This is a genomic window from Tardiphaga sp. P9-11, assembly GCF_008329525.1.
Classification (GTDB): domain Bacteria; phylum Pseudomonadota; class Alphaproteobacteria; order Rhizobiales; family Xanthobacteraceae; genus Tardiphaga.
In genome coordinates this window covers 108,951-127,585 of record NZ_NPKQ01000012.1, presented here as the reverse complement: position 1 = coordinate 127,585, position 18,635 = coordinate 108,951, and the positions used below count along the sequence as shown (strand labels likewise).

16 protein-coding genes are annotated in these 18,635 nt (G+C 62.3%); 7 read left to right on the top strand and 9 right to left on the bottom strand.

The window, feature by feature from the left end; translation table 11 throughout:
- The first annotated feature begins 477 nt into the window (after positions 1-477).
- The 7 genes from pdxR to CIW50_RS26530 all read left to right on the top strand — a co-directional run bounded on the left by pdxR (position 478) and on the right by CIW50_RS26530 (position 10,969).
- Entirely contained in the window at positions 478-1,953 is a 1,476-nt protein-coding gene (gene pdxR / locus CIW50_RS26560) for a MocR-like pyridoxine biosynthesis transcription factor PdxR (protein WP_246664463.1), read from the top strand.
- Between the two features lie 343 nt (positions 1,954-2,296).
- Positions 2,297-3,907, top strand: a complete 1,611-nt coding sequence (locus CIW50_RS26555; RefSeq protein WP_149534157.1) for an ABC transporter substrate-binding protein — start codon at positions 2,297-2,299, stop codon at positions 3,905-3,907.
- A 71-nt stretch (positions 3,908-3,978) separates the two neighbouring features.
- Positions 3,979-5,979, top strand: coding sequence for a hydantoinase/oxoprolinase family protein (locus CIW50_RS26550; protein ID WP_149534156.1), 2,001 nt, complete (start codon positions 3,979-3,981; stop codon positions 5,977-5,979).
- Positions 5,976-7,547, top strand: coding sequence for a hydantoinase B/oxoprolinase family protein (locus CIW50_RS26545; RefSeq protein ID WP_149534155.1), 1,572 nt, complete (start codon positions 5,976-5,978; stop codon positions 7,545-7,547). The genes CIW50_RS26550 and CIW50_RS26545 overlap by 4 nt, the downstream gene beginning before the upstream one ends.
- A 31-nt stretch (positions 7,548-7,578) precedes the next feature.
- Positions 7,579-8,892, top strand: a complete 1,314-nt coding sequence (locus CIW50_RS26540; RefSeq protein ID WP_149534154.1) for an aminotransferase class III-fold pyridoxal phosphate-dependent enzyme — start codon at positions 7,579-7,581, stop codon at positions 8,890-8,892.
- Between the two features lie 23 nt (positions 8,893-8,915).
- Entirely contained in the window at positions 8,916-9,281 is a 366-nt protein-coding gene (locus CIW50_RS26535) for a nuclear transport factor 2 family protein (protein WP_149534153.1), read from the top strand.
- A gap of 35 nt (positions 9,282-9,316) precedes the next feature.
- Positions 9,317-10,969 carry a long-chain-fatty-acid--CoA ligase gene (locus CIW50_RS26530; protein WP_149534152.1) on the top strand — a complete coding sequence of 551 codons (1,653 nt, stop codon included), beginning with the start codon at positions 9,317-9,319 and terminating at the stop codon, positions 10,967-10,969.
- 190 nt (positions 10,970-11,159) lie between these two features.
- On the opposite strand, the gene CIW50_RS26525 is transcribed toward CIW50_RS26530, so the two are convergent.
- The 9 genes from CIW50_RS26525 to CIW50_RS26485 all read right to left on the bottom strand — a co-directional run bounded on the left by CIW50_RS26525 (position 11,160) and on the right by CIW50_RS26485 (position 18,435).
- Complete coding sequence (locus CIW50_RS26525) at positions 11,160-11,945, bottom strand: amino acid ABC transporter ATP-binding protein (RefSeq protein WP_197738401.1); 786 nt, start codon at positions 11,943-11,945, stop codon at positions 11,160-11,162.
- Entirely contained in the window at positions 11,942-12,718 is a 777-nt protein-coding gene (locus CIW50_RS26520; RefSeq protein WP_149534151.1) for an SDR family NAD(P)-dependent oxidoreductase, read from the bottom strand. The genes CIW50_RS26525 and CIW50_RS26520 overlap by 4 nt, the downstream gene beginning before the upstream one ends.
- Positions 12,715-13,698, bottom strand: a complete 984-nt coding sequence (locus tag CIW50_RS26515) for an NAD-dependent epimerase/dehydratase family protein (protein WP_149534150.1) — start codon at positions 13,696-13,698, stop codon at positions 12,715-12,717. Before CIW50_RS26515 ends, CIW50_RS26520 begins: the two co-directional genes overlap by 4 nt.
- 1 nt (position 13,699) lies before the next feature.
- Positions 13,700-14,371, bottom strand: a complete 672-nt coding sequence (locus CIW50_RS26510; RefSeq protein WP_149534149.1) for an amino acid ABC transporter permease — start codon at positions 14,369-14,371, stop codon at positions 13,700-13,702.
- Positions 14,372-14,380: 9 nt separating this feature from the next.
- Positions 14,381-15,052, bottom strand: a complete 672-nt coding sequence (locus CIW50_RS26505; RefSeq protein WP_149534148.1) for an amino acid ABC transporter permease — start codon at positions 15,050-15,052, stop codon at positions 14,381-14,383.
- A 76-nt stretch (positions 15,053-15,128) separates the two neighbouring features.
- Positions 15,129-15,992 (bottom strand): substrate-binding periplasmic protein, encoded by an 864-nt coding sequence (locus tag CIW50_RS26500; RefSeq protein WP_149534147.1) that lies wholly within the window; start codon positions 15,990-15,992, stop codon positions 15,129-15,131.
- Positions 15,993-16,025: 33 nt separating this feature from the next.
- Complete coding sequence (locus tag CIW50_RS26495; protein WP_149534146.1) at positions 16,026-16,937, bottom strand: allantoinase PuuE; 912 nt, start codon at positions 16,935-16,937, stop codon at positions 16,026-16,028.
- An 11-nt stretch (positions 16,938-16,948) separates the two neighbouring features.
- On the bottom strand, positions 16,949-17,458 hold the full coding sequence (locus CIW50_RS26490; protein ID WP_149534145.1) for an ureidoglycolate lyase: 510 nt from the start codon (positions 17,456-17,458) through the stop codon (positions 16,949-16,951).
- Between the two features lie 200 nt (positions 17,459-17,658).
- Positions 17,659-18,435, bottom strand: coding sequence for a GntR family transcriptional regulator (locus tag CIW50_RS26485; protein ID WP_149534144.1), 777 nt, complete (start codon positions 18,433-18,435; stop codon positions 17,659-17,661).
- Positions 18,436-18,635 lie beyond the last annotated feature (200 nt).

The following is an 18,635-nucleotide window of genomic DNA, read 5'->3' as shown; positions in this document are numbered from 1 at the left end:
CTTACCAATATCGATGCCGATCGAGGCGAGGGGCGCAATGGTCGTATCCATGGGCTGCTTCTCCGGTTGAAACGCAGCAGTCTAGGCCGACTGCCGCGCGGGGGAAGCAGCCGGTCCATCCCATTAGTGGACACTCATTCGTAAACCCGGGTCCTTTGCGGAGGGGCAGGCCGTGACTGCCGATCGCTGACACGTCCGATGCCCCCAGGCTCCGGATCTCTTCGAAGGATTTGAGGCAGAGGTCCGGATTTCGGGTATTGCGAAGCCCGGTATTTCGATCGAGATTGTAGTGCGCTGGAAGCGTCTTAGCTCCGATCTCAAACCGTGTGCAGGGCGCCTGGCAAGCTCGGCCATTGGGCCGTACGGCGCGATGTGGACGTCCAGCCTTCCGTGCTGCTACTTGTCCGGTCGCATTCATCTCGATCGTTCGTCCGGGCCCCGTATCGCATGCAGAATTCCACTGGCCAGAGGAGACGGATGTCGCTGGCAGGCATCCGTCTTGACCGGGCGTCGTCAGTGGCATTGCCCCAGCAAATCGCGGCGCAGATGCGCGACGGGATTCTGCGCGGGACGTTGCCGGCGGGCACCCAGTTTCTCGGTTCGCGGGAGATTGCGCGCGAACTCGGTTGCTCGCGTATGGTGGTGCTCAGTGCCTGGGACATCCTCTATGCCGAGGGCTATCTGGAATCGATGCCGCGTGGCGGTGTCTCGATCGCCGCAGTCAGCCGCAACGCGGCATCGCCGGCGGGCGTGTTTGCGGATACTTCTCGTATCGCCGGTCCCATCTCTCAGCGCTGGCAGTCGCTGATTGGCTTCACCTACGAGACCAATTGGGCGTCCGATTTCAGCCCCGGTGCGCCCGATATCTCGACCTTTCCGTTCGGCGACTGGGCTCGGTTGCTGCGCCAGACGTCGCAGCATCCCGATAAGGAGGAATGCCTCGATTTGTCCCCCGCCGGGCTTCCCGAGCTTCGGCGCGAGATCGCGGATTTCCTTGGCGCAGTACGTGGTCTCGTCTGCACGTCTGAGCAGATCGTCGTTACCTCGGGCACTTCCAGCGCGCTCGACTTGTGCAGCCGCATGATCCTCGATCATGGCGACGAAGTTTGGGTGGAGGAACCGGGCTTCGTCGAGGCGCAGTGGTCGCTGACGGCGGCAGGCGCCAAATTGGTGCCGATACCGGTGGATGACAAGGGGCTATGCGTCACCGAGGGCATTCGCCGCGCGCCGAATGCGAAGCTGATCGTGGTGACGCCGTCGCATCAATATCCGCTCGGCGTCAGCATGGGGCTGGAGCGGCGGCTGGAATTGCTCGACTGGGCCAATCGCAATGACGTCTGGATTGTCGAGGACGACTACAATTCCGAATTCCGACATCAGGACAGCATGATCGCCTCGCTGAAGTCGCTCGACCGCGAGCAGCGCGTGATCTATCTCGGCACCTTCTCCAAGATCATAATGCCGAGCTTGCGCTTAGGCTACATCGTCGCGCCGGAGCGCTTCGTCGAGATATTCACCAGGGGCCGCGCGCGCATCGACGTGCACAGTTCCGGCATCGGCCAGCGCGCGCTCGCCGAATTCATGCGCGAGGGCCATCTGCTACGCCATCTCCGCCGCATGCGAAAAGTTTATGCGGAGCGGCAGAAGGCCCTGATGGATGCGATCCGTCAGTATTTGCCTGATGATCTCACCGTCGCTCCCTGTGCAACCGGTCTTCATCTCGTCGCCCTGTTCACTGAGCGCTTGAAGGCGCGGATGAGCGATGTGGAGGCCGCAAGGCTGTTGAAGCAAGCGGGTCTCCACGTGCAGCCGCTATCGCAGAATCATTTGGAGACGCCGATCTATGCCGGCCTCGTATTGGGCTATGGCCGCCTCAAGCCCACCGACGCGACGCGGCTGATTGCGAAAATGGCGCAGATTCTTGGTGTAGAGCCGTCTGCAGCGAAAAAATAATCCGATCCATCATATGCGTTTCCCGGCAATGGCCGCGCGCCTGCGAATTGGTCAATCGTCGGCGGGTGGCTCCCTTGCCGCTGCGCAGGCGCGATCTCGTCGAACTATCGATGGCGCGATAACTGCCGCACATCCTGCATCTGAATGGATCGGCGAGCCCTTGGGGTCGTTGCTGTATTCGCGTGCAGCACTTGCACTGTAACAAAGCACCTTGGCGCCTCGCTCGCGCGTTACCCTGCGTCCGGCAATCTGGCCTAGTCGTTTCCGGCGAGTCTGGCTCTATCCGGGCGCGCGCGATGGGCCAAGATTTTGCAGAACGAGGTTTGACAGGGGACGGTGGCAGATGGTGGCTGATCGCGGGCGTTTGTTGAGATTGACGGGCAGCGTGCTGCTGATGGCGCTCATTCCAGCAGCGGCACACGCGCAGACGCGGGCCGAGACCCTGCGCCAGGTGACGGGCAACAATATCCCGACGCTGGACCCGACCACCCCCGGCGCGACGCGTGAAGCCTTCGGCGTCTCGACCAGCATCTATGACCGCCTTGTGGCCTTCGACCGCAAGCGCGACGAAAACGGCGTCTGGGTATTCGACCGCAGCAAGATCCGCGGCGAACTGGCCGAGAGCTATGAAGTCAGCCCGGACGGGCTGAAGATCACCTTCAAGTTGCGCGATAGCAAGTGGCACGATGGCACGCCCGTCACCGCAGAAGACGTGAAATGGTCGCTCGATCGTGCCGTCACGGCTAAATCCATTGCCGCAGGGCAAATGGGCACGGGATCGCTGACCAAGGCCGAGCAGTTCGCGATTGTCGATGATCGCACGATCACTGTAACGCTACCCCAAGCGGATCGTCTGGCGCTGGCCAATCTCGCCACGCCGCTGGCGCCGATCTTCAACAGCAAGCTCGCCAAACAGCATGCGACCGCCGAAGATCCTTGGGCGCAGGAATGGCTGAAGACCAACACCGCTGGCTCGGGCGCCTACACGGTCGAGATGTTCAAGCCGGGTGAACAGTTGATCCTGAAGCGCAACGACAACTGGAAGAGCGGCCGTGACGGCAAGCTGCCTTACTTCAAGCGCGTCATCGAACAGACCATCGGCGATCCCGCCACGCGTGCCAATCTGATCGAGAAAGGCGATGCCGACATTGCTATCGATCTGCAGGCCAGCGACGTACCGTCGCTGCAGCAGCGCGGCAAGGTCAAGGTGGAATCGTCACCGCAGACCAACGGCTTCACCATGATTGCCTTCAACACGCAAATGGCGCCGTTCGACAATCTCAAGGTCCGTCAGGCCATCGCCATGGCGCTGCCCTATAGCGACATGTTCAGCGCAGCAATCTTCAAGCGTGGCTTGCCGCTGTTCGGTGCATCGTGGACGTCGCCGCCGAATGCCGACTTCCCGCAGCCGATGCCGGCGAAGACCGATATGGCCAAGGCCAAGCAGCTTCTGGCTGAGGCCGGTTTCGAGAAGGGCTTCAAGACCACTTTCAGCATCAATGTCGGCTCTGCCGCCGTCACCGAGCCGATGGCGGCGCTGCTGAAGGAGGCGCTGGCGAAGCTGAATGTTGAAGTCGACGTGCAGAAGCTGCCGGACTCGCAGATGTCGACGCAGATCACCGAGAAGAAGCTACCGTTTTTCACCGAAGGCTCCACCGCCTGGCTGCCGACCACCGATTACTTCTTCCGCAATTTCTTCACCGGTAACCAGCGCTGGAATTACAGCTCCTGGAATGACGAGCTGGTGGTGAAACTGGCCAATCAGGCTCGGTTCGAGCAGGATCAGGCCAAGTATGACGAGATGGGCAAGCAGATGATCGCGGAATACGTCAAGGAAGTTCCGCTGGTGCTCTTGTGGCAGGCTAACCAGGACGCCGTGATGATCCCGCAACTTGATGGCTACACCTATTGGTTTCACCGTCAGGTCGACTTCCGTGATCTCGCCCGCAAATAAGCGAAGATGAACGACCCGGCGATGTCGCCCTGTGCTGTATCGCCGGCCCTGAACGAAAGCGGGACCAACGCGTGACGAATATCTGGGAAATCGGAACCGACATCGGTGGCACCTTCACCGATATCATCGCCATCCGGCGCGACACGTCAGAGACGCGGATCGCCAAAGTGCCGTCACGCCCGCATGCGCCGGTGCAGGCGATGCTGGAAGCGATCGAGGCCGTGGGTCTGCGCAGGAGCGACGTGAAGCGCTTCATTCACGGCACCACCCGGATCACCAATGCCATCGTCGAGGAGCGCCTGCCGAAGATCGCGCTGATCGCGACGAAGGGTTTCGAGGATGTTCTGGAAATCGCCAGATATCGCCGCCGCGATCTCTATCGCCTGGACATCGCACCGAAGGCCAAGTCGCTGGTGCCGCGGGAGATGTGCTTTGCGCTCGATGAGCGCCTCGATCACGAGGGCCAGGTGCTGAAGCCGCTGGCCGAAGCCGAAATCGAGCGCCTGATCGCTTGGCTGAAGGAAACCGGTGTGGAAAGCGTCGCCGTCTCGCTGCTGCATGCCTATGCCAATCCCGTCCACGAGCAGATGCTGGCCGAACGTTTGAAGGCTATCGTGCCGTATGTCTCGCTGTCGCACGAGATCAATCCCGAAGCCCGCGAATATGAGCGCACGTCGTCGACGGCGTTTAACGCAGCGGCGATGCCGATTGCGGTGGAATATCTGAGCGAGCTTGAAGAGCGCCTGCCGATCGGCGCGGGCCTGCAGGTATTTCACTCCGCCGGTGCGATGATCCCGATTTCAGCCGTCAAACGCCGCCCGTTGGTGATGGCGATGTCCGGCCCGGCTGCCGGCGTTGCGGCCTCGGTCAGCATCGCGCGCCAGCTCAAAAAGTCCCGCGTGCTCACTTTCGATATGGGCGGCACGACGACCGACGTCTGTCTGATCGTCGATGGCCAGGCGGAGATGGCCGACGGCAAGATGCTTGGCGATCGCCCGCTGCGTCAGCCGATGCTCGCGGTGCATTCCATCGGCGCCGGCGGTGGCTCCATCGTGCGCGCCGGCGCCGGCGGTCTGACCGTCGGGCCGGAAAGTGCCGGCTCCGAGCCAGGTCCGGCCTGCTATGGCCGTGGCGGCACCAAGCCGACCATCACCGATGCCAATGCGCTGCTCGGCTATCTTAACCCGGAAACCAAGCTCGGCGACCGCATCGGTATCGACGTCGATGCTGCGGCCCGCGTCATTGAGCCGATTGCGCAAGGCCTCGGGCTCAGCCTTACCGAGACCGCGCTCGGCATAATCCGCGTGGCGAATGCCACCATGGCGCGGGCACTACGCCGCGTGACGGTGGAGCGTGGCATCGATGGCCGCGACTGCACACTGCTGGCTTTTGGCGGCGGCGGCCCGATGCATGCGGCGGGTCTCGCCGAACTCTACGGGATCACCGAGATCGTGGTGCCCGCGGCGTCCAGCGCCTTTTCCGCGCTTGGATGTCTGACTGCCGATTTCAGCTTCCTGCAGCAGCAGACGTTGCGCGTTGCGCTGGACGGCATCGATCTGACCAGGGTCACGCAGCGTATCGAAGCGCTGGGCGAGCAGACCGTCGTGCCTCTGCTAGCGAATGCGATCCCGCGTGACTCTATCCAGATCGAACTGGTCGCGCTGATGCGCTATGCCGCGCAGGCCGACGCAATCCCCGTACCTTTCACGATGCCGCTCGATGTCGATAGACTGCGGCAGGATTTTCTCGTCAAGCATCGCGAGTTATTTGGCTACGCGACCAACGAAAGTTGCGTGATCGAATCCGTGCGTGCGCAGGCGCGGCAGCCCTCCACCACCGAAGTGAGCCGTCCGACGACAGTTTTGCGTGCCAAAGCTGCTCCGAAACGCCGTTGCTCGTTCGATGGCGCGCTGGACGTCATGACCGATGTGATCGATCGCAGCGCCATGACTTCCGTCGTGATCGGCCCGGCGATCATCGAAGACGCGTGGTCCACCGTAGTCCTCCCGGCGCAATGGCAGGCGACGCCGGACAGCAACGGCAATCTCTATCTCGCGAAGGTGGCATCATGAAGCTCGACCCGTTTGCCGTCGAAGTGATTCGCCATGGCCTGTCGGCCGCAGCGGAAGAGATGAGCCTGGTGATGACACGCTCGGCGCGTTCACCGCTGCTGCGCGAGGCCGGCGATCTGTCCTCGGCGATTACCGATGCGCAGGGCGAACTGGTCGGGCAGGGCCGCGACATCCCGGTCCATCTCGGCGCCATGGCCTATACGATCCGCGAATTGCTGAAGGTCGTGCCGGCTGCGACGCTGAGCGAAGGCGACGTGCTGATCTACAATCTGGGCGCGCTCGGCGGCAATCACCTCAACGACGTCAAGGTCGTCCGTCCGGTGTTCTTCGAGGGCGACATCGTTGCCTTCGCCGTCAGCCTCGCGCATTGGCCCGATATCGGTGGCACATGGCCGGGCAGCTATCTCGCCAAGGCCATCGACACCTTTCAGGAAGCACTGCGGATTCCGCCGATCAAGGTCGCCACTGCGGCAGGCGTTAGCGATGCCATCGTTCAGTTCCTCAAGGTCAATGTCCGCGATCCGGAATCCTGCGAGGGCGATCTGCTCGGCCAGATCGCCTGCACGCTGGCCGGCAAAAAGCGCATCATTGAGCTGTGCAAGCAGCACAGCAAGGCAATGTTCGTGGCGGCGCTATCGCGGCTGCACGATCTCTCCGAAGCCGAGATGCGCGAAGCCATTCTCGGGCTACCTGATGGCGTCTATGAAGGCGAGGATTTCCTCGATGACGGCGGCCCTGGCGATGAACCGGCCCGTATCCATGTGAAGATCACGATCAAAGGCGATGAGGCGACCTTCGATCTCTCAGAGAGCTGCGATCGGGTCTCGAATTTCTGTAACACCACGTCCTTTATCGCGAAGTCCGCGGTGGCCTATAGCGCGCGCATCATGAGCGGGCGCGATATGCAGCAGAATGGCGGCGCGTTGCGTCCGCTCACCATCATCACCCGACCGGGTTCGATCTTCGAACCCGGTCTCACCGCACCGGTGGCGGCAGGCAATCACGAGACGTCGCTGCGCATCGTCGATGCGATCTTCCTGGCCATGCAGGACGTGATCCCGGAGCGGCTGTCGTCGGGTGGAGCCACCACGTCCGGCATGCTGTCTTTCGCGGAGCCGCGGCAGGATGGCTCCTGGAAGATGCTGTACGAGGTCCATGCTGGCGGCGAGGGCGCGCGGCACAACCGCGCCGGCTGCGCCGCAACCCGCGTGCACCTGACCAACACTTCCAACACGCCGGCCGAGGCCATCGAGGCCAACTACAATATCCGGGTCGAGCAGCAGGCGATCCGCTGGGGCTCCGGCGGGGCAGGCGCCTATCCGGGCGGCGACGGTGTCGTGCGCAGCTACCGCATCCTTGCCTCGAGCATGCATCTGACCAGTTGTGTTGAGCGCAAGCTCATTCCCCCGTTCGGTCTGAAGGGCGGCGCCCCCGGTGAGACCGCGCGCCTCACGCTCACGCGGGGCAGCGAAGTGATAGACGTCGAGGGCAAGTCGAACCTCGTGCTGCAACGGGACGATGTTATCACCATCGAGATGTGCGGCGGCGGCGGCTATGGCCGCGCATGATGCACCTCCGCAAGGACAAAAAGGATAATCGATGAGCAAACTTTTGCGGACGGGCCTCAATGCCGGCGATAGCGCGCCCCTGACCGTGGTCGGCGGCGAAGGCGTCTATTTCCACCTGCAGGATGGGCGTCGGCTGATCGACGGCAGCAACACCGGCGGCGGGCTTGGCCATCGCCACCCGAAAATGGTGGAAGCCATTCGTGCAGCCGCGGATACGCCGGTTGTCAACGAAGGCTGGACCTGGATCGGTCGCGAGAAAGCCGCCGATGATCTGATCGGCACGGCCTTTGCGGGCGAAGAGGATTGGGTCGGCGGCGTGCGTTTCTGCATCAGCGGCTCCGAGGCCAACGACATGGCGCTGTCGCTCTGTCAGGCTCTGTCGCAAAAGTCAGCACTGGCGACGCGCGAGCGCGCCTATCACGGCCTCGTCGGTCTCTCGCGCAGCATGACTGTGCAGCCGCACTGGCATGGTGGGCTTGCCGTGCAGGCCGGCGGTTCGCGTCTGCCGGCCCCGATGGCGCCGGTGAAAATCCTGCCTGCACCTGATGGGGCGATCTATGGCACGCCACTGAGCAACCAGCCGATCAAGGATGTTCTCGCCGATGCCGGCGCCGTTCTGACGGATACGGCGGCGACCATCATCGACTACACGCAGGGCGGCAATTACTACGACGGCGAATATCAGGACGAAGTCGCTGATCACGCCGCCAAGGCGAATTCGATCTGGATTGCCGACGAAGTCGTCACAGGCGCCGGACGCTCCGGCCGCTGGTTCGCCTTCCAGGGCGCGCAGAGCCGTCCGGATATCGTCACCATGGGCAAGTCGCTCGGCGGTGGTGCTGCAGCGGTGGCCGCAGTGGTGGTCTCGAAAAAGATCGTCGAGCAGCTCAAGGGATCGAGCTGGCAAAACTACGGCACGCTGCGTGGCCATCCGATCAGCATGGCCGCCATCAGTGCCTATCTCAATGTGGTGACGGAAGAGGACATTCTGGCGCGCGTGTGCGCCATGGAAGTGTTCTTCACGAAGCGCCTGCTCGAAATCGCGCGCAGTCATCCGAGCGTCAGCCGCGTCGCGGGGCAGGGCCTGCACTGGACCGTCGAACTGCACGGGCCCGACTGGCGTTCATGGGCTGCCGACACCATGGAAAATCCGATCGCCTCACGCGTCGCCGCACGGGCCATGGAAGCCGGCGCAGTGATCGGCACCAGTGGCGAGCAGACCTCGCTGTTCCTGGCGCCGCCGCTGATCATCAGCGAGCAGGATGCCGAGCGGCTGCTCGAAGCGCTCGACCACGGACTCGAACTTGCCGACCAGGAACATGCGCATTCCGGCGGCCTCAACTGACACACGACAACAGAGACTTGAAGATGCAAGACGAACAGGACGTCCGCGCCGTCATCGCCGGCTATTTCGATGCGCTCTATCACGGTAATGTCGCCGGTTTCCGTCAGGTGTTGCACCCGCAGGTGCGGCTATCCTCGGCAACCGATGGCACGCTCGTCAATCTCGATCTCGAAACCTATATGGGCATGGTTGCCGCGCGGCCGTCATCGGCGTCGCGGGGCGATCCACGCGAGGACGAGATCGTGAGCGTGTCCGTGGCTTTGCTCACCACGGCCCACGCGCGCGTCAAGGACATGTATCTACCGAAGCGCTTCGTCAACGAACTCTCCTTCATCAAGATCGATGGCCGCTGGCAGATCATTGCCAAGGTCTGGCACTTCTTCGCCTGAATAATTGCTGAAATGTACCGGTCAGGAGGCTTGCCGTGAGCGCCGTCTCTCCGTTCTGGCCGCCCGGCGAACCGCACACGCTGCCGTTGCCCGAGGGCGTCCTCTACGACGCGCTGGTGCGGGCCGCGACCGCACAGCCGGATCATCCGGCCACACTGTTCTATGGCGGTGTTGTCACCTATGCGGAATTGTTGCGGCAGGTCGATGCGCTGGCCGGCTATCTGCAGAACATCTGCGGCGTGAAACGCGGCGACCGCGTCATGGTCGCGCTGCAGAATTCGCCGCAATATGTGATCGCGTATTACGCGGTCATGCGGGCCGACGCCGTGGTTGTGCCGATCAACCCGATGAACAAGACCGCCGAACTCGACTACATCGCGTCCGACAGCGGCGCCACGGTGGCGATCGTGGGCAGCGATCTCGTCGATGTTTTTGCACCGCTGCTTGGCAACGCCATCAACAGCATCATCGTCGCGCACTATCACGACTATGTGCCCGAGCAATCGCTTTACACGCTGCCAGCCTGTGTGACGCAAAACGGATCGTGCCCCACGGCGCCGGGTTGGCGCGCCTGGGACTATGTGATCGCGCGCAACGAGACGCCGGAGCCGATGACCGCGACGCCAGCCGATCTCTGCCTGTTCCCTTACACATCCGGCACGACAGGCAAGCCGAAGGCCTGCATGCATCTGCACTCGAGCGTGCTGTTCACGGCAGTATTGCAAGCGCGCTGGTATCGGCTCGGTGGCGGCGATGTGCTGACCGGCGTGCAGCCGTTCTTTCATGTGGCGGGCATGCAGGGCTCGATGAATGCGGCGATCTCGATCGGCGCGACACTGATGCTGATGGCGCGCTGGGATAAGGACCTGATCCCGCCACTGTTTGAGGCCCATGGCGTTACCTTTTGGAACGCGGCGCCGACTATGATCGTCGACGTGCTGTCGAGCCCGACATTCCGCGAAGAGTGTTTTGCAACGCTCAAGGTCATCACCGGCGGCGGCGCGGCGATGCCGGTGGCGGTGGCCGAGCGGCTGAAGAGCCGCTTTAGCCTCGAATTCATCGAGGGCTACGGCATGACCGAGACCATGTCGCCGACCCACATCAATCCGATGGAAACGCCAAGACGCCAGTGCCTCGGCATCGCCGTGCACCAGACCGACGCGCGGATCATCGATCCTGACACGCTGACCGAGCTGGACAATGACGCAATCGGCGAGATAGTGGTCAACGGCCCGCAGGTGCTCGAGAACTACTGGAACAAGTCCGAAGCGAACGAGACCGCATTCGTCATGCTCGACGGCAAGCGCTTTCTACGCACCGGCGATCTCGGCTATCGCGATGGTCACGGTTTTTTCTTTGCTGTCGATCGGCTGAAGCGGATGATCAATGTCAGTGGCTTTAAGGTGTGGCCGGCGGAAGTCGAGTCCATCATGTATGGCCATCCCGCCATCAAGGAGTGCTGCATCATCTCGACGCCGGACAGCTATCGCGGCGAGTCGGTGAAGGCGCTGGTGGTCCTGCATGATGCGGCCAAAGCGTCGATAACGGCAGACGACATCATCGGCTGGGCGCGTGGCGCCATGGCCAATTACAAGACGCCACGCTCGGTGGTGCTGGTCGACAGCCTGCCGCGCTCGGAGAGCAACAAGATCAGCTGGCGGTCACTGCAGGACGCGGAGTGGACATGACGACAGCAGCCTCGCCAGCGACTGAGCTTGGCCCTGAAGGACAGTTTTTGGCCCATCTGCCGCGCCGGCAGACTGATGATCCAGCGTTCGTGCTCGACCGGCGAATAGCGCATTCTGGCCGCTGAACTGGTTCGGGACAACAGCAGGATGTGAGAAAAGGTCAGCTTCTGACGCAAAGCGGACGCTTCGGTCATCGATGCATAATTTGTTTGAGGAATGCACGGGTTCGGTCCTGTTTCGGATCCGAGAAGAAATCGGCCGGCGCACCTTCCTCGATGATCCGGCCAGCGTCCATGAACACTACGCGGTCGGCGACCGTGCGCGCGAAGCCCATCTCGTGGGTGACGCAGACCATGGTCATCCCTTCGCGAGCGAGGCCGACCATGACGTCGAGCACCTCCTGGATCATTTCCGGATCAAGCGCCGAGGTCGGTTCGTCGAATAGCATGATCTGCGGTTTCATGCACAGCGCACGCGCGATGGCGACGCGCTGCTGCTGGCCGCCGGAGAGCTGGCTTGGATATTTATCGGCCTGTTCGGAGATCCGTACGCGCTCAAGAAAATAGCGCGCGACCTCGTCGGCCTCCTGCCTCGTTGCGCCGCGGATCTTGCGTGGCGCGATGGTGAGGTTCTGTAGCACGGTCAGATGCGGAAACAGGTTGAACTGCTGGAACACCATGCCGACATCGCGGCGAACCACGTCGACATTGCGCGTCGAGTGATCGAGCTCGACGCCATTCACCACGATGCGGCCGTCGCGATGTTCTTCCAGCCGGTTAATGCAACGGATCATGGTCGACTTGCCGGACCCCGAAGGCCCGCAGATCACGACGCGCTCGCCGTGCGCCACCGTGAAGTCGATGCCCTTGAGCACCTGGACGTCGCCATACCATTTGGTGACGCCGGACATTTGAATAATCGGCGCGGACGTCTCTGCAGGCGCTTGCACCATGGTGCTCTCCGAAACGTTGTTCATGACGCCATCCAGCCGCCATCGACGAGGATGTTTTCGCCCGTCATGAAAGTTGCCTCGTCGGAGGCCAGAAACAGCGCTGCATTGGCGACGTCGTCGGGACGGCCCAGCCGCGGCATCGGCGTGCGACTGGTGGAGTAGTCCATCCAGCGCGGTTCCGCGGCGCGGCCCGGTTTGCCAGTGACGATCTTGCCGGGCGCGACAGCATTGCAGATGATGTGATCCTTCGCGTAGTCCGCCGCGATCTGCCGCGTCATGTAGACGACTCCGGATTTGGAGGTGCCATAAGCGATGTCTTCCGGGCAGGCGATCATGCCGTGTTGCGAGGAAATGTTGACGAGGCGGCCGCGGGCCTCGTTGCGAATATCCTGCGTCAACATCTGGTTGACGGCGGCGCGCGACATCAGGAATACGCCAGTGAGATTGACCGCCAGCGTTCTGTCCCATTCGGCGAGGCTGGTGTCGGTCAGACGCTTGCCGGTGCCGATGGCGGCGTCGTTGACGAGCACGTCGAGTCGGCCGTAGCGCGCAACGGTCTGTTGGACGGCGCGGACGGTGTCGTCCTCCGAGGCGACGTCGATCTGGATGAAATCGACCTCATAACCGTCTGCACGCAGCAGCTCCAATGTCGGAGTGCCGCCTTCGCGCACGTCCATGGTGAGATCCGCGAGCATGAGCTTCGCGCCCTCGGTAGCAAACCGGCGGGCGATGGCGCGGCCGATGCCGGAGGAGGCGCCGGTGATCAGAACCGACTTTCCAGCCAGACGTTTGCTCATGCGGGTTCTCCTGCCTGCGGCAACCAGCCGAGATAGTCGCGCGCCGCATCTTCCAGATGAAATTGAGGCGTGAAGCCAGCATCCGCGGCCAGTCGCGCAATGTTCAGCGGCGCACGGTCCTTCGGCAGGCCATAGATCACGTTGCCCTCCGCCTCGATCTCCGCCATCCGCCAGCGGAAGCCGGGCATGTGCGTCGCGATGATCTCGCACCATCGTGGCAGATCGGACAACACACCGCCGCTGACGTGATAGGTGCGGTGCTTCAGCGTGTCGGAGGCGCTCACCCTCGCGACGCCGAGGGCAGCGTCACGGGAATAGATCCAATCGCCGGCCATGCTGCGCGGGAGAATCGCTTCACGGCCGTCGAAGGCCATACGGAGCACCTGATAATGCGGACTCAGCGCATCGCGGACACCGGTCTGCAATTCCCATGGGCCAAAGACCGGCCCGAGCCGAATCACGCGCACATCGAGCTTGTGAAGGTCGGCGATCCGCAGCGCCGCCTGTTCCGATGCAAGCTTTGTGATGCCGTAGAGCGCGGCTGGCGCCGGCGGCGACAAATCCTCCTCGAACAGGCCCGACGCGGCCGGTTGCGAGAAGCCGTACACTGCGACGGAACTGAGCACGGTGACGCGCTTGATGGCGGGTCGCAATGTTACGCGTTCGAGCAGATTGACGGTGCCACCGATATTGACGTCGACGATCTGGCGCGCAGCGTCATGCTCACGCTGGGCATTCGGCGTCATCGCGGCGGTGTGGATCACGCGGTCGATGCCGGCCGTGTTCAACGCGCGGTCGACGTCGTCGGCTCTTGTGACGTCGCCCGTGACCAGCTTAGCGCCGGCGAGTTCGGAGCGCACCAGCATGTCGTGGACGGGGGCTGAGAGGTCGAAAAGGATAACGGTCTCGCCGTCGGCGATCAGGCGTTCGGCGAGCGCGAGCCCGATGAAACCGCTGCCGCCGGTGATCAGTGTGGCCATGTCAGCGGGCTTTCAGTGCTTGCCGCTCCAGCCGCGCCACCCAGCGCGCGAACGGATACAGGATGACGAAGAAGATCACGGCGGCGGCCATCAACGGGGTCGGGTTGTAAGTTTGCTCCTGGGCGACACGGGCTGAGCGCAACAGTTCAGGCAACGCGACCAAGGCAGCAATTGGTGTCGCCTTGACGAGTTCTAACGAATTGCTGGCGAGCGGAGCCAGCACGTTGCGGATCGCCTGCGGCAGCACGATGAAGAACACCACATGCAGCGGCTTGAAACCGAGCGCCCGGGCAGCCTCGGTCTGGCCGTGGGGTACGGACAGAATCCCGGCCCGAAAAATCTCGCCGAAGTAGCCGGAATTGTTCAGCACGATGGCCAGCACTGCCGCCGTGAAGCCGCCGAGAGTCAGGCCGAGAAATGGCATGCCGTAGAAGATCAGGATCAGCAGCACGACAACGGGGAACGACCTGAACAGATCGATATAGATCAGAAGACCGACATTCACCCAGCGGTTCTTGAAACTATAGAGCACCGCGATGGCAAGCCCGGCCAGAATGCCGAGTGGCAGCGCGACCACCGACAGCCAGATGGTGTAGATCAATCCCTGCAGCAGCAGCGGATAGACTCGCAGCAGCGAGTCCCAGTTGGCGAAGTTGTCGAGGAAATCCTGCATAAGACCCGCTCACCGCCCCGTGCTGGTACGATATTCGATCCACCGGCTGGCGATCACCAGCGGAAGAAAGAAGGTGAGATAAAAAGCGGCGGCCAGCGTCAGCGGCGAGGGATTGGCGACCAGCGCCATCACGCTCTGCGCCTGTCCGAGCGTTTCCGGGAGCGACACGGCGGTGCCGAGCGCGGTACCCTTGCTGATGGAGATGGCGCGGTTGGTCAGAAGCGGGATCGCGAGGCGAATGGCCTGCGGCAGGATGATCGTGATCAGCGTCCGTAGCCGGCTGAAGCCGAGCGCGCTCGCGGCGTCCCATTGCCCGCGCGGCAGCGCCATGATCGCGGACCAGAAGATCTCGGTGGCGAAGGCCGACAGCACCATGCCGAGTGCGACCACGGTGGTCGTGAAGGGTGACAAAGCAGGGCCCAGATAGGGCAGGCCGAAATAGATGAAAACGATCACGACCAGTTGCGGCAGCGTGCGCAGCACATCCACATAGGCTGTGATGGCAAAATTGACCGGGCGCAGGTTCGCACATCGCACCAGCGCGAGCAGCAGGCCGAACAGCGTGCCGCAGACAATGACGAGCAGCGAGACGATGACAGTCGTGCGGAAGCCCGCGAGCACCTGCGGGAAGGCAGTCGCGATGACCTGGGCGTTGAAGTAATATTCGACGATCCGATCCATCGGGTCTCCGCTCCGAGCAACTGGATCGGAGCGGTGCCGCTCCAGTTCTGGTAGCTATCTTGTCAGGGCAAGTGCCTTACTTGCACTTCGGAACGTGCGAGGTCGGCTCGAAACCTTTGAAGCCGGGAGGGCCGTAGCCGAAATACACGGTGTCGATGGCTGAGCCGGCATCGGGCGTCGCGCCATACCACTTCTCGTGTAGCTTGCGCAGACGCCCATCCAGCTTCATGCATTCGATGACGTTTTCGACCTTGTTGCGATACTCGGTGTCTTCCAGCCGGAACGCATAGGCGAAGTTGCGACCGTTGAAGTCCTTGAAGCCGACCTTGATCGCCTTGTTCTGGCTGGCCGCATAGACGGTCGTCGGGATCTCATTTAGCGCTGTGAAGGCGCGGCGCGTCAGCACGGCCTGCACCGTGTCGGGGAACACATCGTAGCGCTGCACTTCGAAGCCGTATTTCTCGGCATTGGCGGTGGCCCAGGTATCCGAGATGGTGCCGCGGTTGACAGCGACGGCCTTGCCCTTCAGGTCCTCGAAACCCTTCATCTCTTCGGCGGCGCGGATGATGAAGCCGTTGCCGGTGGAGAATAGCGGCTCGGTATAGAGCATGCGCTCGGAGCGTTCGGCAGTGAGGTTGAGCGGGTTGACGAGGAATTCGGCGCGCTTGGCGAACAGCGCCGCGAACAGGCCGGAGAAATTGATATCGACGATCTCGACCTTCGGACGGCCGAGATCTTTGCCGATCTCGTTGATCAGATCTGCACCGAAACCCTCGGGGCCGTTGGGGCCGCGCACCATCCACGGCGCCACACCGAAGTCGGACGCGACCACCATGGGCTTGTCGGACGGATGATCGGCTTCCTGCGCGCTGACGCCGCCGGCGAATGCCGCAGTCGACAGCATCAACGCAAACAGCCAATGCGTGGGTTTCAGTCTCATGGGAACGTCCTTTCGAGTGCGGATGTGAGGAGATCAGGGCGTTGGGGGATGTGTGGCCTGCCAGTGACGGGCGATGTCGCCGCGCCGGCAGACCCAGGCGTTGTCGTGCTTAGCGACGTGGTCGAGGAAGCGCTGCAGGCCAGCGGCGCGGCCGGGATGGCCGATCAGGCGAGTGTGCAGTCCGACTGACATCATCTTCGGCGCGGTAGCGCCTTCCGCGTAGAGCATGTCGAAGGCGTCGCGCAGATAGACGAAGAAATCATCCGCCGTTGCCATCGCGCCGCGGCTGAACTTGGCGTCGTTGTTGGCAAGACCGTAAGGCACCACGAGATGCGGCTTGCCAAGCACCCGTGTCCAGTACGGCAGTTCGTCGTTATAGGCGTCGGAGTCGTAGAGGAAACCGCCTTCCTCGACTACGAGGCGTCGCGTGTTCACGCTCGGCCCATAGCGGCAATACCAGCCCAGCGGACGCTCGCCGGTGGTGCGCTTGAGGCTCTCGACGGTCTTGCGAATGCGCTCGCGCTCGTCGGCCTCGGACAGCAACGGATGCCGCTCCCAGCGCCAGCCATGGGCGCAAACGTCGTAGCCATATTCGCGAATGGCGGCGCAGGCCTCGTCGTTGCGTTCCAGCGCCAGCGCGCAGCCCATGACGGTGGCGATCATGCCGCGCTCGGACAGAAGGCGCAACACGCGCCAGAAGCCTATGCGGCTGCCATACTCGAACATCGACTCGGCGGCGAGGTCGCGGCCCTCGAAGCCGCCGCCACCACCTTCGGTCAGGGCCGCTTCGGTGACGTCATCGCCATCGGCGAACGAAGGCTCGGAGCCTTCTTCGTAATTGATGCAGAAGTTGAGTGCGATTCTTGCTGCGCCTGGCCATTGCGGATGCGGCGGGGTACGGCCGTAGCCGACGAAGTCGCGGGTGAGGTGATCATCATGCGGCATCGTTGCGATCCCTATGCGCTCTGCGGCATCACGGCGCGAACGTCGCCAGCGATATCGATGAACACGTCGTCGTCCTGCCGACCGGTCATGCCCATGGCGACAGCGAATTCCATGGTCGCGCCGAGAACGGTCATGGGATGATGCCAGACATTGCGGGCGAAGGTGATGCTTTGATGCGCTCCAGCGATGAAGCACCGCAGGGTAGCCATATCAGGCAGGCGATCCGGCCCGGCATCGCACACGATCGCCAAGTATCGGCTGCTGCCGAGCGGTATGAAGGTCTGGGCGGAGAACGGATGACGTTCCAGCGTTGTGATTGGCAGGGGCAGAGTGCCGAGCCTGGCGGCGCTGCTGATCCAGAAAGTAAAGGTGGCGGCGTCCTCCGCGCGATCGTCCGATGTCGGAAGATAACGCCGGCGCACGTCGATCGGTCGCTCGGCGACGTCGCCGAAGGCGGTAAAGGCGGCCGGGGACAGCGGTTCCGCCACGACGGTATGGGAAGGAGTGTGGTTTGGCGTCATTCAGGCGGCACATCTGGTTGGTCGGCCCGCTGCGAAGCGAACCGATATTCCACTGGTATACCAATGAACCGCCCGAACTGATTTCAGTCAAGCTGCGAAGCCCGGGAAGCTGCGTTAAATTTGGACGGAGTCCGACAAAATTGCGGGCAGCTGCAGAATTTTCGGACATGCAGTCCGCAGGGATTCTGCCTGATCTCGACCTAGCCGTGAGGCTCGGGCAGGAAGATCCCAAAGCGTTCGAGCAACCCCTGCCGCACATTAGTGAGATGCAGGATCATCGCCTGACGGGCTGCGGCAGCATCACGATCAATGATGGCATCGATAATCGCAAGATGCTCGCGGGTGGCGGGCAGCAGCCGGCCAGGGTTACGCTCCACATTGCACATCCGGATCTTCTGCCGGATTTCTCCAATCAGCTTCTCAAGCGAGCGATTGCCGCAATGCCGTGCGATCTGGTCATGAATCTCATCGTCGAGGGTCCAGTGAACCGTCGTGGACACTGTCGACGCAGCAATGATCTTTTCCAGCGTGGCCCTGATCGGTGCAAGGGTATCCAGCGCGATGCGGGTCGCCGCAATGAACGTCGCTTCGCTCTCCAGCACCATGCGGAGATGGACAAGTTCGAGCAATTCCACCATCTCGATGGTGCGGACCACCACAGTGCCGTTGGACAATTGTTCGAGCCTGCCTTCGCCCAGTAACCGGCTGATGCCAGCCCGCAGCGGTGTCCGCGAGACTTTCAGCCGCAGTGCAAGGCGGCGCTCTTCGATCACCTCGCCGGGCTGCAGCTGCCGCGACTCGATCAGGTTGTGCAGCTTCAAATAAGTTGCGTCTGTTATGCTGCCATTGGTCCGTGGCGGGCGTTTGCTGGTTGATTTTTTTGCTTTGTTGACAGAAGGCACGGACGTTGCTTTCGACGATTGGATAGAAATGCCGCCATATCGGTAGACGTACGGTACGTTCTCGCCGCTGGCCAAGCTGAAGCTCTGGATGAGCCACCCATTCTCAGTTGGTGTCGCCTTTTATGCAAGACTTCGCGAGATTCCGCCGTCTTTGCATCTCCACATGACCGCTTCTGGCGCAAAACGCACGTTTAAGCGCTGCCTACCGAAAGTTTAACAGACTGATCACGGTTGGCAGATTTAATGGGCTTTTGGCGTGGCCTGTGTAGTGATCG

Bases quoted from the DNA above. Each gene is read 5' to 3' on its own strand.
- CIW50_RS26520 (WP_149534151.1), bottom strand. From the start codon at position 12,718: ATGAGCAAACGTCTGGCTGGAAAGTCGGTTCTGATCACCGGCGCCTCC.
- CIW50_RS26545 (WP_149534155.1), top strand. From the start codon at position 5,976: ATGAAGCTCGACCCGTTTGCCGTCGAAGTGATTCGCCATGGCCTGTCG.
- CIW50_RS26490 (WP_149534145.1), bottom strand. From the start codon at position 17,458: ATGACGCCAAACCACACTCCTTCCCATACCGTCGTGGCGGAACCGCTG.
- CIW50_RS26500 (WP_149534147.1), bottom strand. From the start codon at position 15,992: ATGAGACTGAAACCCACGCATTGGCTGTTTGCGTTGATGCTGTCGACT.
- CIW50_RS26510 (WP_149534149.1), bottom strand. From the start codon at position 14,371: ATGCAGGATTTCCTCGACAACTTCGCCAACTGGGACTCGCTGCTGCGA.
- CIW50_RS26540 (WP_149534154.1), top strand. From the start codon at position 7,579: ATGAGCAAACTTTTGCGGACGGGCCTCAATGCCGGCGATAGCGCGCCC.
- CIW50_RS26555 (WP_149534157.1), top strand. From the start codon at position 2,297: ATGGTGGCTGATCGCGGGCGTTTGTTGAGATTGACGGGCAGCGTGCTG.
- CIW50_RS26535 (WP_149534153.1), top strand. From the start codon at position 8,916: ATGCAAGACGAACAGGACGTCCGCGCCGTCATCGCCGGCTATTTCGAT.
- CIW50_RS26505 (WP_149534148.1), bottom strand. From the start codon at position 15,052: ATGGATCGGATCGTCGAATATTACTTCAACGCCCAGGTCATCGCGACT.
- CIW50_RS26515 (WP_149534150.1), bottom strand. From the start codon at position 13,698: ATGGCCACACTGATCACCGGCGGCAGCGGTTTCATCGGGCTCGCGCTC.
- CIW50_RS26525 (WP_197738401.1), bottom strand. From the start codon at position 11,945: ATGAACAACGTTTCGGAGAGCACCATGGTGCAAGCGCCTGCAGAGACG.
- CIW50_RS26495 (WP_149534146.1), bottom strand. From the start codon at position 16,937: ATGCCGCATGATGATCACCTCACCCGCGACTTCGTCGGCTACGGCCGT.
- pdxR (WP_246664463.1), top strand. From the start codon at position 478: ATGTCGCTGGCAGGCATCCGTCTTGACCGGGCGTCGTCAGTGGCATTG.